Below are 13485 nucleotides of genomic sequence, written 5' to 3'. Positions count from 1 at the left end.
GTTAGAGAGGGGTAATAATATGGAACAAATAAAACATGAATATTCTATGGATTGGGCCGGCCGAAAATTAACGGTTGAAATTGGCCAATTAGCGAAACAAGCGAACGGTGCAGTTTTAGTCCGTTATGGAGATACAGCTGTTTTAAGTACGGCTACTGCATCAAAAGAACCAAAAAACCTCGATTTTTTTCCATTAACCGTTAACTACGAAGAGCGTTTATATGCGGTTGGTAAAATTCCTGGCGGCTTTATTAAACGTGAAGGACGACCAAGTGAAAAGGCTATTTTAGCCAGCCGGTTGATCGACCGTCCAATTCGTCCACTTTTTGCTGATGGTTTCCGAAATGATGTACAAGTTATCAGCATTGTCATGAGTGTGGACCAAGATTGTTCAACAGAAATGGCTGCGATGTTTGGTTCTTCGTTGGCATTGAGTACTTCTGATATTCCATTTGAGGGTCCAATTGCTGGTGTAGTAGTTGGACGTGTTAATAACGAGTTTGTTATTAATCCAAACGTTGAACAGGCGGAAAAAAGTGATATCCACTTAACTGTTGCTGGGACAAAGGATGCTATTAACATGGTAGAGGCTGGGGCTTTGGAAGTACCGGAAGAAACCATGCTTGAAGCTATCATGTTCGGTCATGATGAGATCAAACGTTTAATTGAGTTTCAAGAAAAAATTGTTGCGGAAATTGGTAAAGAAAAAAGAGAAGTTAACTTATATGAAATTGATCAAGAACTCGAAGCTGAAGTTAGAGGAATTTGTGAATCTGACATGGTAAAGGCTATTCAGGTTCAAGAAAAACATGCACGTGAGGATGCCATTAAAGAGGTTAAAAACCAAGTAATGGCAAGATATGAGGAACTCGAAGCTACAGAGGATCAATTGAAGCAGGTTAAACAAATCTTGGACAAGATTGTTAAAGGTGAGGTCCGCCGTTTAATCACGGTTGAAAAGATTCGCCCAGATGGCCGTAAAATTGATGAAATTCGTCCATTGTCATCTCAGGTAGGCATTTTGCCTCGTACACATGGTTCCGGCTTATTTACTCGCGGACAGACTCAAGCTTTAAGCATATGTACACTTGGGGCAATGGGAGATGTCCAAATCCTTGATGGTTTAGGAATTGAAGAAGAAAAACGATTTATGCATCACTATAACTTCCCTTCCTTTAGTGTAGGGGAAACAGGTCCAATTCGTGGTCCAGGCCGTCGTGAAATTGGACATGGTGCACTTGGTGAGCGTGCACTTGAACCAGTTATTCCATCTGAAAAAGATTTCCCGTATACAATTCGCCTTGTTTCTGAGGTACTTGAATCCAATGGTTCCACATCCCAAGCTAGTATTTGTGCAAGTACATTAGCGATGATGGATGCGGGTGTTCCAATTAAAGCCCCTGTTGCGGGGATTGCAATGGGACTTGTTAAATCAGGTGAGCATTATACAGTATTATCTGATATTCAAGGCATGGAAGATCACCTTGGTGACATGGATTTCAAAGTTGCCGGAACAGCTAAAGGGGTAACAGCTCTTCAAATGGATATTAAGATTGAAGGTCTTTCCCGTGAAATTTTAGAGGAAGCCCTGCAGCAAGCGAAAGTGGGAAGAATGCATATTTTAGATTCCATGCTAGCTACGATTACAGAACCGAGAACAGAGCTTTCTCAATTCGCACCAAAAATCTTAACGATGAGCATTAATCCGGACAAAATTCGTGATGTTATTGGACCTAGTGGTAAACAAATCAATAAGATTATTGAAGAAACTGGTGTTAAGATTGATATCGAGCAGGATGGTACTGTCTTTATTGCCTCAACTAATCAAGAAATGAACCAAAAGGCTAAGAAAATCATTGAAGATATCGTTCGTGAGGTTCAAGTAGGCGAACTGTATCTTGGTAAAGTTAAGCGGATTGAAAAGTTTGGCGCCTTTGTTGAAATCTTTGCTGGAAAAGACGGACTTGTCCACATTTCAGAACTTGCGGAAGAGCGAGTAGGAAAAGTTGAAGATGTCTTGAAAATTGGCGATGAAATTTTAGTGAAGGTAACGGAAATTGATAAGCAAGGCCGGGTGAACTTGTCACGTAAAGCAGTCTTAAAAGAACAGCGTGAGAAGGCAGAAGAGAAACAGTAATATTGAGTGAATTTTATTACGGGAAAAAGCCAGGGAATTCCCTGGCTTTTTCTATGCAAAACATTTTGCAGAGTTATTTTGAACCACCGTTTTTCAAGTGAGATAAGAAAGTATAAAAGTTTTTAACTTTGAGAATTGTCTAGCTCCAGGCGCCATCGGCTCGAGGTCACAAGCCAATCCGTCCAAAAGGTTAAAGAACAACCTTTCGGCCGGCTCGTCTTGTGCTTGTCGCCGATAGGCGGGCGCCTTGCGCTTTTCTTAAGTTCTACCTTGTCCCTCTTAAACATAATCTATAAGTAAGGGGGAATGGTAGATGAAGAATGCTGGTATTATAATTGTCATTTGTTTTGCTGCTTGGTTTTCCGTCAACAATCCCATTGTTGAAAACTATATAGCATCGTTAACAGAATCTGCACTTCCGGTGGTGAAGCAGACAGATCCTCTGTATCAAAAAATAGTGAAAAATGCACATACATATGAAGTTCCGCCTTCCAATGCAAAGATTGATTCTGTTTGGAAGGCCATTCCAGGATATAATGGCCTTAAAGTTGATATAGCTGCATCCTATAAAAAGATGAAGAAAAAGGGAGAATTTGATGAGCAAAAGCTTGTGTTCGTCCAGACAAAACCACAAGTACATCTTGAAAACCTGCCGCCCACTCCGATTTATAAGGGCCATCCGGATAAACCGATGGTTTCCTTCATAATAAATGTAGCTTGGGGAAATGAATATTTATCCGAAATGCTTGCAACATTAAAAAAACATAACGTGTCTGCAACCTTTTTTCTTGAAGGGAACTGGACAAAGAAGAACCCGGAGCTGGCCAAAATGATTGTTAGTGCTGGTCATGAGGTAGGAAATCATTCTTATTCTCATCCAGATATGAGCAAGCTGACGGCCGTAAAGACAAGAGAACAAATGATCAAAACAAATGAAATTATTGAAGCCGCCACAGGTGAAAAATGTGTATGGTTTGCACCGCCAAGTGGGAGCTACCGTGATGAAACGGTCAAAATAGCGGATGAATTAAACATGAAAACGGTGATGTGGACGGTTGACACAGTTGATTGGCGTAAGCCATCTCCAGAGATTTTAATTAATCGAGTTATTTCTAAAATAGACAAAGGCTCAATAGTTCTCATGCACCCAACTGAATCCACAGCTAAATCTTTAGACCGGTTAATTACGTTAATTGAAAAAAAGAATTTGCAAATAGGGACGGTTAGTGAATTAATGGATGAGGAAAGAATAATAAAATAATAAAGGTAACCTATCTCAGAAATTTGGAGAAAATACATGTAAGAAAGTATAATAAATAATTGGAGTAGTAGCGTCTGCAATTTAATCCTACTAAACAAAAGCAAGAAGACAACAGCTTTTTAAAACTTAGAGGAAAGTATGCTATAGGCGGGGGGCAGCTGCCTGTATAAGTCCGATTAGTTGAGAGTGGGGTATCCACTTGCTTTTTGAAGTTTCGCTGTATAGACAGGAGGAAGTCAATGATTAATAAGTATACTTGCCAAAATGGAGTAAGAATTGTTCTAGAGAATATCCCTACCGTTCGATCAGTTGCGATAGGTGTATGGATTGGAACGGGTTCTAGGAATGAGGATCCAAAGACAAATGGTGTTTCCCATTTCCTTGAGCATATGTTTTTCAAAGGGACAACCACTAGATCAGCAAAGGAAATTGCTGAATCTTTTGATAGTATTGGCGGTCAAGTGAATGCTTTTACATCGAAGGAGTATACTTGTTACTATGCAAAAGTACTTGATACACATTCTAAGTTTGCTTTAGATGTGTTAGCCGACATGTTCTTTAACTCTACGTTTGTAGAAGAGGAATTAAACAAGGAACGCAATGTGGTCTTGGAAGAAATCAAAATGTATGAGGATACACCAGATGATATTGTCCATGATTTGTTAAGCAGGGCAGTATTTGAAGATCACCCGCTTGGGTATCCGATTCTCGGAACAGAAGATACTTTAAATACGTTTACAGGTGATTCATTAAAGGATTATATACATCAACGGTATACACCTGAAAATGTGGTCATTTCAATTGCGGGAAATGTATCCGAGAGTTTTATTAAAGAAGTTGAAAATTATTTTGGTTCTTATCAGGGGAATTCAAAAGAAGTCCCTGAAAACATCCCTGTTTTTCATTCAAATCGAATTTCCAGAAAGAAAGAAACAGAACAAGCTCACCTTTGTATCGGTTTTGAAGGTTTGAAAGTGGGCCATGAGGATGTTTATAGTTTAATTACCCTCAACAATATTTTAGGCGGCAGCATGAGCTCCAGATTATTTCAAGAAGTACGCGAACAAAGAGGCTTGGCCTATTCCGTTTTCTCATATCATTCAGCCTACTTAGATAGCGGAATTTTGACAGTCTACGGAGGAACCGGGGCAAAACAGCTCGATCTTTTATATGAGACCATACAGGAAACATTAGATAAGTTAAAACAAGATGGAATTACCGAAAAGGAACTGACAAATAGTAAAGAACAATTAAAAGGCAGTTTGATGTTGAGTTTAGAGAGTACCAATAGCCGGATGAGCCGAAATGGGAAAAATGAGCTGCTTTTAAAACGCCATCGTTCACTTGATGAAATTATCGAGCAGATCGATGCTGTTACGAAAAACCGTGTGGATGAAATGGGAAGAGCTATATTTAATGACAAATATTCAGTAACCCTAATAAGTCCGAGTGGTGAATTCCCAAATAAAATGTCATAATCGAAAGAGGTATTCACATTATTGCGAATACCTCTTCTTTATTATTCTAAAATTTGTCCTCCCCATATAAACTAATAGAAAAGTGTGTCATAGGGGGTAGTTGGCAATGAGGTTAAGTGAATTAAGCGGGAAAGAGATTGTCGATGTGAAAAAGGCTGAGCGTCTTGGTGTATTAGGACAAACGGATTTAGACATAAATGAATACACAGGACAAATTCAAGCACTGCTGATTCCTTCACTAAAATGGTTTGGTTTTCGAAAACAAGGAGAAGAAATTAGGGTGCCATGGCAGCACATAAAAAAAATCGGTTCCGATATGATTATTATTGATGTCCCCGAACATACTGGTGATTAGGAAAAAAGCCTAGGCAAGATTACACTTGCTTGGGCTTTTTTTATTTCCTGTCATGGAAAACTCACCTAATCAAGCAATCTTACATAAGATGTTGAAGTGATAACAGAAAATGGAATTCCAAGTTGGATTTATAAAAAAAAGAAGGTGAAAGTTTTCATGCTGACAGGGATGCAGATAGCCGTAATAGGCGGTGATGCCAGACAGCTGGAAATCATCCGTAGGTTAACCGAATTAGATGCGAGATTATCGCTTATTGGCTTTGAACAGCTGGATCACGCTTTTACCGGTGCGGTCAAAGAAAAGCTCGATGAAGTTGATTTTTCCAATATGGATGCCATCATTTTGCCTGTGCCCGGAACAAATTTAGAAGGCCAGGTAGAAACCATCTTTTCAAACGAAAAGGTCATTTTAACAAGTGATATCTTAAGCAAAACCCCCGAACATTGTTCAATTTACTCAGGTATTACGAACTCTTATTTAAACGGGATAACAAAAGAGGCAAAACGAACCCTGATTCAATTATTTGAAAGGGATGATGTTGCCATTTATAATTCCATCCCAACCGTCGAAGGCACGATTATGATGGCCATTCAACATACAGACTTTACCATTCATGGTTCCAATGTAACCGTACTAGGTTTAGGAAGGGTTGGTATGAGTGTAGCGAGAACTTTTGCGGCACTTGGAGCAAAGGTAAAGGTTGGGGCAAGAAAAAGTGAGCACTTGGCCAGGATCACGGAAATGGGTATAACTCCCTTTCACTTAAGTAATTTGGTTAACGAAGTTAAAGATACCGATATTTTAATTAATACAGCGCCACATCTAATTGTCACAGCCATGGTCATTTCAAAACTGCCTGCCCATACTCTGATCATAGACTTGGCCTCAAAGCCTGGCGGGACTGACTTCAGGTATGCAGAAAAAAGGGGTATAAAAGCACTGCTTGCTCCCGGATTACCAGGAATAGTAGCTCCAAAAACGGCAGGCCAAATTCTAGCCAATGTCCTAGCCCAACTGCTTCAGGAAGATTTAAGAACGCGAAAGGGGAAAGAGAAATGAGTTTAAAAGGTAAAAGAATTGGCTTTGGTCTAACGGGCTCACATTGTACGTATGATGCTGTATTCCCGGAAATAGAAAAACTAGTTCAAGCCGGTGCAGAGGTAATGCCAATTGTAACCTTTACCGTTCAAAATACGGATACCCGTTTTGGAAAGGGAGAAGATTGGATTCAAAGAATTGAAGACTTGACTGGAAATAAGGTTATTGACTCTATTGTCAAAGCAGAGCCATTAGGTCCCAAAATCCCTCTTGATTGCATGGTCATTGCACCTTTAACGGGTGTTTCGCTGAGTAAGTTTGCGAATGCTATGAATGATAGCCCAGTATTAATGGCTGCCAAGGCAACGTTAAGAAATTTAAAGCCTGTTGTCCTTGGAATTTCAACGAATGATGCCTTAGGTTTAAATGGAGTTAATCTAATGAGGCTGATGGCAACCAAAAATATTTATTTTATTCCATATGGTCAGGACGACCCAATGAAAAAGCCAAATTCAATGGTTGCGAGAATGACACTGCTAACGCAAACAGTAGAAGCTGCTCTTGAAGGGAAACAACTCCAGCCTGTTTTAGTGGAGAGATATAAGGATTCCGACTAAATTTCCCCCACTTTCGCTAAAAAAGGTTATTTCTTAATAAGAATATGTTAAAATAAATTAATCTTTCATCAGAAGGGTCAACCCCCTTCTGATGTGAATTTAAGAATAACCACTAATGTTACAGTGCAGGTTTGAAAGGGGAACTAGAATATGAGTCAGCAAAAAGGTTTTCACGTTGCAGTGGTAGGAGCAACAGGAGCGGTTGGACAACAAATGATTCAAACTTTGTTAAAAGAGAACTTTCCGATTAGCAAACTCACTCTACTATCATCAGCCCGTTCGGCTGGGAAAGTAGTAGATGTAAATGGTCAGGAAATTACGATTCAAGAAGCTAAGCCAGAAAGCTTTGAAGGAGTCCAAATCGCGTTATTTAGTGCCGGTGGCGATGTGTCTAAGGAACTCGCTCCAGAAGCTGTTAAACGTGGTGCAATCGTCGTGGACAACACTAGTGCATTCAGAATGGATGCTGATAAGCCATTAGTTGTACCGGAAGTAAACGAAGCAGATTTGCAGGAGCACAATGGCATCATTGCCAATCCAAACTGCTCTACGATTCAAATGGTTGTAGCACTAGAACCCATCCGTCAAAAATTCGGCTTGAAAAAGATCATTGTATCTACGTATCAAGCAGTTTCCGGTGCAGGTGCCACTGCTGTTGAAGAATTAATGGACCAAACAAAATCTATTTTAGCGGGCGAAACAGTTGAACCTAAAATTTTACCAGTAAAAGCTGACAAAAATCACTATCAAATTGCTTTTAATGCAATCCCGCAAATTGATAAATTTCAAGAAAACGGCTATACCTATGAAGAAATGAAAATGATTAATGAAACCAAAAAAATCATGCATTTACCGGATTTACAAGTTTCTGCAACTTGTGTAAGATTGCCTGTTGCTGTGGGACATTCAGAATCAGTTTATTTTGAAGTGGAAAAAGAAGGCGTCAGTGCGCAAGAAATCAAGGCATTATTAAAGGAAGCTCCTGGAGTTGTTTTACAGGATGATCCAGAAAATCAAGTCTATCCGATGCCTGCAAATTGCGTAGGAAAGAATGATGTATTTGTAGGACGCATTAGAAAAGACATTGATGAAGACCGCGGTTTCCATATGTGGGTTGTTTCAGATAACTTACTTAAAGGAGCAGCTTGGAATTCCGTTCAAATTGCTGAAAGGCTAGTAGAACTAGGTCTAGTTAAATAAGGATACATCATAAAGGCAGGGTTTGGTGTCACATGAAAATTATTGTTCAAAAATTTGGCGGGACATCTGTGAGAGATGAAGAGAGCAGAAAGCATGCCGAACGCCATATTGAAAAAGCATTAAGTGATGGCTATAAAGTGGTTGTAGTGGTTTCTGCTATGGGCAGAAAAGGAGACCCTTATGCAACAGATACGTTATTATCTTTAATCGGCGGTAATCTTAGCAAAATCTCCAAACGGGAGCATGATCTCCTTCTATCCTGTGGAGAGGCTATTTCGAGCATTGTCTTTACAAATATGCTATTAGAGAGCGGAATCAACGCTACAGCTTTAACAGGGGCACAGGCAGGTTTCCGAACCAATAATGATCATACAAATGCAAAAATTATCGAAATGAAATGTGACAGGATCCTTAGGGAATTAGAAACCAATGATGTTGTCGTTGTGGCAGGTTTTCAAGGGGCTGCGAAAAATGGCGATGTCACTACGATTGGACGCGGTGGAAGTGATACATCGGCAGCTGCATTAGGTGCAGCCTTGAATGCTGAATGGATTGATATTTTTACAGACGTAGAGGGTATCATGACAGCCGACCCCCGTATTGCTGAAAATGCTCGCCCGCTTTCTGTTGTGACCTACACAGAGGTATGTAACCTTGCATATCAAGGTGCAAAGGTAATTCACCCAAGAGCCGTGGAGATTGCGATGCAGGCAAAAGTACCGATTCGAATTCGTTCTACGTATTCTGATTCACTTGGGACATTGGTTACGTCCATCAATAAAGAAAATCGGGGCAGTGATATAAAAGAACGAACTGTCACAGGTATTGCACATGTATCAAATGTTACACAAATTAAGGTCTTTGCAAAAAAGGATCAATATAACCTGCAGGCAGAAGTTTTTAAAGCAATGGCAAATGAAAAAATCAGTGTTGATTTTATCAATATTTCTCCTAATGGTGTTGTTTATACGGTAACAGATGAAATGACAGATCGAGCTTTACAGGTTTTAGAGGAATTAGGTCATGAACCGGTTGTTGAGCGCCATTGTGCAAAGGTTTCCGTGGTAGGTGCAGGAATTGCTGGGGTGCCAGGAGTCACCTTTAAAATCGTAACAGCCTTATCAAATCATGGAATACGTATTTTACAATCAGCAGACAGTCATACAACTATTTGGGTACTGGTTAAGCAGGAGGACTTAGTTAAATCCGTTAATTCCTTACACGATGCCTTTCAGTTAGAGGAAGAAACAGCTGAATATGATCTCTAAGACTTTGGAGAAGAAACAACGTTTTTAATGGAATGATGCGTTTGCAGCGGATAGGGTTCCGATTGTATTGAAAGGAGTACTAAAATGGTTCATTTCGGGCGAGTGTCAACAGCGATGGTAACCCCTTTTGATAAAAAAGGGCATATTGACTTTGGAAAAACCACTCAATTGGTTAATTATTTAATTGAAAATGGCACAGATTCCCTTGTGATTGCAGGAACGACGGGAGAGTCTCCTACGCTTTCCAAAGAAGAAAAGCTGGCTCTATTTGATCATGTTGTAAAGGTGGTAAAAAAACGAGTTCCAGTAATTGCTGGTACGGGAAGTAATAATACCTACGCCTCGATTGAGTTAACCAAAAGAGCTGAGCAGCTTGGTGTAGATGCTATTATGGCGGTAGGCCCTTATTATAATAAGCCAAACCAAGAAGGTTTGTACCAGCATTTTGAGGCAATTGCAGAAGCCACAACTCTTCCAATGATGGTTTATAATATACCGGGTAGATCATCGGTTACGATCCAGCCGCAGACGGTGGTCCGGCTTTCGAAAATTCCTAATATAGTCGCGGTTAAGGAAGCAAGTGGAGACTTAAATGCAATGACACATATCATTGCCAATACGGCAGACGATTTTGTACTCTATAGTGGAGATGACAGTTTAACCATCCCTGTTTTATCGATTGGCGGTGCTGGGGTTATTTCAGTAGCATCACATGTTATCGGAAATGAATTAAAAGAAATGGTGAATGCATTTTTTGATGGAGAACATGTTAAAGCAGCAAAATTACATCAACATTTGCTTCCACTCATGCAAGGGCTTTTTGCGGCTCCAAGTCCTGCGCCTATTAAAACTGCATTACAAGTTAAAGGGTTGGATGTGGGTCCAGTAAGGCTTCCGCTTGTTGGTTTAACTGAACAAGAACGGACTACTCTCATATCTCTCCTTAAAAGTATATAAATGTCCAAGAGCTAATCGAATGTTCTTTTCGGTTAGCTCTTTTTGTTAAAACTAGCCTTGTTAAACTAAAAAAAGGATTATTGGTTGTAAAGGTTTTCAGGTATCAAGTATAATGATGATAACTGATCTTGGGTCGGCGATAGAAAAACTATATCTAGATTTGTTGCATAATAGTTGCTTCGCGGGGGTTTATTTAAGTATCTATTTATTGTCAGCATAGGAGGAAACGGAAATTGGTAAAGAAAAAGAATACATCCATTAAGTTTATTACACTTGGTGGTATAGGAGAAATCGGAAAAAATATGTATCTTGTTGAAGTGGACAAGGACATATTTATTATTGATGCCGGCTTAATGTTCCCCGAGGAAGAGATGCTTGGTATCGATATGGTCATTCCTGATATCACATATGTAAGAGAAAATAAGGAACGGGTTAAAGCAATTTTTTTAACACATGGACATGAAGACCATATTGGAGCGCTTTCTTACGTACTCTCTCAAGTTGATGTCCCTGTTTATGGCACAAAGCTTACCTTAGCTCTTGCTAATGCTAAGCTAAGGGAGCAAGAATATAATGGTACAGCTAATTTTATTGAAGTAGATTCAGATACGATTGTGGAATTAGACACGGTACAGGCGAGTTTTTTTAGAACAAATCATAGCATTCCCGACTCAGTGGGAGTTTGTATTCATACATCCGAAGGGATGATTGTCTATACTGGTGATTTTAAGTTTGACCAAGGGGCAACAAAGCTTTATAAAGCTGATGTTGGAAAGATGGCATCTATTGGAGAGCAAGGAGTATTGTGCTTAATGTCTGATAGTACAGAAGCTGAAGTACCAGGATACACCACATCAGAAACAATAGTCGAACGCGAAATGTCGAATGCTTTTTATAATGCTCCAGGACGAATTATTGCGGCGTGTTTTGCATCAGATATCAACCGAATTCAGCATATTTTCAATTCCGCAAGTGAGAATGGCCGGAAAGTCGCGGTCGTTGGGAAGAGCCTTGAACGGATTTATCATATCGCGCTCGATTTAGGTTATTTAGAAGTAGATGGGGACCTAATCATTCCTGTTAGTGAAATTAAAAACTACCAAGACCGTGAAATAGTTGTATTAATGACAGGGAGCCAAGGAGAACCGATTGAGGCATTACAAAAAATGGCCAAGCAAACACATAAACTTTTAAACATCCAACAGGGTGATACGGTTTTAATAGCGGCCTCACCACTAAGAGGCAGTGAAGTGTTCTTGTTTAAAACGATTGATATGCTGTTTAGAGCGGGTGCAAATGTTATTTCTGGCAAACGTACCGTTCATGTATCAAGCCACGGCAGCCAAGAAGAATTGAAATTTATGATTAATTTAATGAAACCAAAATTCTTTATTCCTGTTCATGGTGAATATCGGATGTTGAAGGCACACCGGAAAGTGGCGTTAGAGTGTGGTCTTAAGGATCAGCAGATCGTTATTCCTGACCGTGGTGATGTTGTGGAATGGAAAGAAGGCGGCATCGGCATTACAGGAAAAGTCCCATCAGGCAATGTTTTGATCGATGGAATTGGTGTGGGAGATGTGGGCAATATCGTGTTACGCGATCGAAAGCTTTTATCTCAAGACGGTATTCTAATCGTTGTTGTTACGTTGACAAAGCAAGAAAAGAAGATTGCAGCAGGACCTGAAATTATTTCAAGGGGCTTTGTCTATGTACGGGAATCAGAAAAGTTAATGGATGATTCTACAAAATTAGTACGTGACATTGTGGAAAGAAATACAGCGAAAAGCACATTTGAATGGTCAAGCTTAAAACAGGAAATAAGAGAAGAATTGAATCGCTCCTTATTTGAAAAAACAAAAAGAAGACCAATGATACTTCCAATAATTATGGAAATCTAAAAGCGGAAGCGCCTTGAACAGAGGCGACAGGCATAAGACGAGCCGGCGAGAAGGCTGTTCTTTAGCCCTCTTGACGGATTGGCTTATGACCCCGAGCCCCTAGGCGCTGTAGCTGGATAATTCTCAAAGTCAATTTATACCCTATTATTTTTTATGAAAAGGCACTGGTTCTAATAAACCGGTGCCTTTTCATATTTAAAGCATGAAATTAATCCATAGGTAAATACTAAAAATATATCATGCTTGAAGGGAGTAGTAGGATGAATAACGATTACCGTAACAACGATACCGGTAAACAAGAAGGACAAGAGCCTCAAAAAGAGGAAAAGGCTTCTCCATTATTAGAAAAAATTCAACAGCTAGGTCAAACGAATGTTCCTCAACTCTCAGCCGATTCTAGTATTCATTGTTTAACCATAATTGGCCAAATTGAAGGACATCTTGCCTTGCCGCCGCAAAATAAAACAACAAAATATGAACATTTGCTGCCGCAGTTAGTGGCAATTGAACAAAACCCGAAAATTGAAGGGGTCCTGATTATACTCAATACAGTTGGCGGTGATGTCGAAGCGGGTCTCGCAATTTCAGAGATGATTGCTTCTCTATCCAAACCAACCGTTTCGATTGTCTTAGGAGGAGGACACTCGATCGGCGTACCAATCGCTGTATCCTGTGATTATTCCTTTATTGCTGAAACCGCTACCATGACAATCCATCCTATTCGCCTGACTGGGCTGGTTATTGGAGTTCCTGCTACCTTTGAATATTTGGATAAAATGCAGGAGCGGGTAGTTAATTTTGTTACGGGACACTCGAAAATAAAAGAAGAAATCTTTAAAGATTTAATGTTTGCCAAAGGTAATTTAACAAGGGATATCGGGACAAATGTCATTGGTATTGATGCTGTTAAATACGGATTAATTGATGAGGTTGGCGGTTTAGGACCTGCGATGAAGAAATTAAATGAAATGATTGAACTTCAAAAGGGGAAAAACGAGGGGCTGATTCAATGATTCTTTATACGATGATGCCAATTGAACTGATATTTCCCTCCGAACAAGCGGAAGAGAGCAAACAAAAGTTGATTACTTATCAGGGCGTTTCCATGTTAGTAGAGCAAACGGATTCAGATCATGTCCAAGTGGTCCGCATCTTAAGCAGTGACCCCCAGCATTATTTAAATCAACAGCTATGCCCGGGTGCAAAAATTTCTTTTGCTAACCTTGGAGGATTATCGGCATTGTAATAGTAGATTATGGTATAATTATTAATG

The 13485-nt window shown here is 39.8% G+C and carries 12 protein-coding genes; all 12 read left to right on the top strand.

Annotation, left to right across the window (positions count from 1 at the left end):
- Positions 1 to 19 precede the first annotated feature (19 nt).
- The gene (gene pnp, locus M3226_RS09615; protein ID WP_251564767.1) at positions 20 to 2137 is read left to right on the top strand and encodes a polyribonucleotide nucleotidyltransferase; all 2118 of its coding nucleotides are present in this window, start codon (positions 20 to 22) and stop codon (positions 2135 to 2137) included.
- A gap of 313 nt (positions 2138 to 2450) precedes the next feature.
- On the top strand, positions 2451 to 3398 hold the full coding sequence (locus M3226_RS09610) for a polysaccharide deacetylase family protein (protein ID WP_251564764.1): 948 nt from the start codon (positions 2451 to 2453) through the stop codon (positions 3396 to 3398).
- 239 nt (positions 3399 to 3637) lie between these two features.
- A complete protein-coding gene (locus tag M3226_RS09605; protein ID WP_251564762.1) occupies positions 3638 to 4876 on the top strand; it encodes a M16 family metallopeptidase in 1239 nt (412 codons plus the stop codon).
- Positions 4877 to 4982: 106 nt separating this feature from the next.
- Complete coding sequence (locus tag M3226_RS09600) at positions 4983 to 5231, top strand: YlmC/YmxH family sporulation protein (protein WP_251564759.1); 249 nt, start codon at positions 4983 to 4985, stop codon at positions 5229 to 5231.
- Positions 5232 to 5387: 156 nt separating this feature from the next.
- The gene (dpaA, locus tag M3226_RS09595) at positions 5388 to 6290 is read left to right on the top strand and encodes a dipicolinic acid synthetase subunit A (RefSeq protein WP_251564756.1); all 903 of its coding nucleotides are present in this window, start codon (positions 5388 to 5390) and stop codon (positions 6288 to 6290) included.
- On the top strand, positions 6287 to 6886 hold the full coding sequence (dpaB, locus tag M3226_RS09590; protein ID WP_251564754.1) for a dipicolinate synthase subunit B: 600 nt from the start codon (positions 6287 to 6289) through the stop codon (positions 6884 to 6886). The genes dpaA and dpaB overlap by 4 nt, the downstream gene beginning before the upstream one ends.
- A 150-nt stretch (positions 6887 to 7036) precedes the next feature.
- A complete protein-coding gene (gene asd / locus M3226_RS09585) occupies positions 7037 to 8086 on the top strand; it encodes an aspartate-semialdehyde dehydrogenase (protein ID WP_251564752.1) in 1050 nt (349 codons plus the stop codon).
- Positions 8087 to 8118: 32 nt separating this feature from the next.
- A complete protein-coding gene (gene dapG, locus M3226_RS09580) occupies positions 8119 to 9354 on the top strand; it encodes an aspartate kinase (protein WP_251564750.1) in 1236 nt (411 codons plus the stop codon).
- Between the two features lie 84 nt (positions 9355 to 9438).
- Entirely contained in the window at positions 9439 to 10311 is an 873-nt protein-coding gene (gene dapA, locus M3226_RS09575) for a 4-hydroxy-tetrahydrodipicolinate synthase (protein WP_251564747.1), read from the top strand.
- Positions 10312 to 10544: 233 nt separating this feature from the next.
- Positions 10545 to 12212, top strand: coding sequence for a ribonuclease J (locus tag M3226_RS09570; protein ID WP_251564745.1), 1668 nt, complete (start codon positions 10545 to 10547; stop codon positions 12210 to 12212).
- A 260-nt stretch (positions 12213 to 12472) separates the two neighbouring features.
- Entirely contained in the window at positions 12473 to 13225 is a 753-nt protein-coding gene (locus M3226_RS09565) for a ClpP family protease (protein ID WP_251564742.1), read from the top strand.
- Positions 13222 to 13458: a YlzJ-like family protein gene (locus tag M3226_RS09560; protein WP_251564740.1), complete on the top strand. Its 237-nt coding sequence runs from the start codon at positions 13222 to 13224 to the stop codon at positions 13456 to 13458. The genes M3226_RS09565 and M3226_RS09560 overlap by 4 nt, the downstream gene beginning before the upstream one ends.
- Positions 13459 to 13485 lie beyond the last annotated feature (27 nt).

The organism is Neobacillus cucumis, assembly GCF_023715505.1.
Note: the sequence above shows the minus strand (reverse complement) of the source record. Positions and strands in the feature narration are given on the sequence as shown.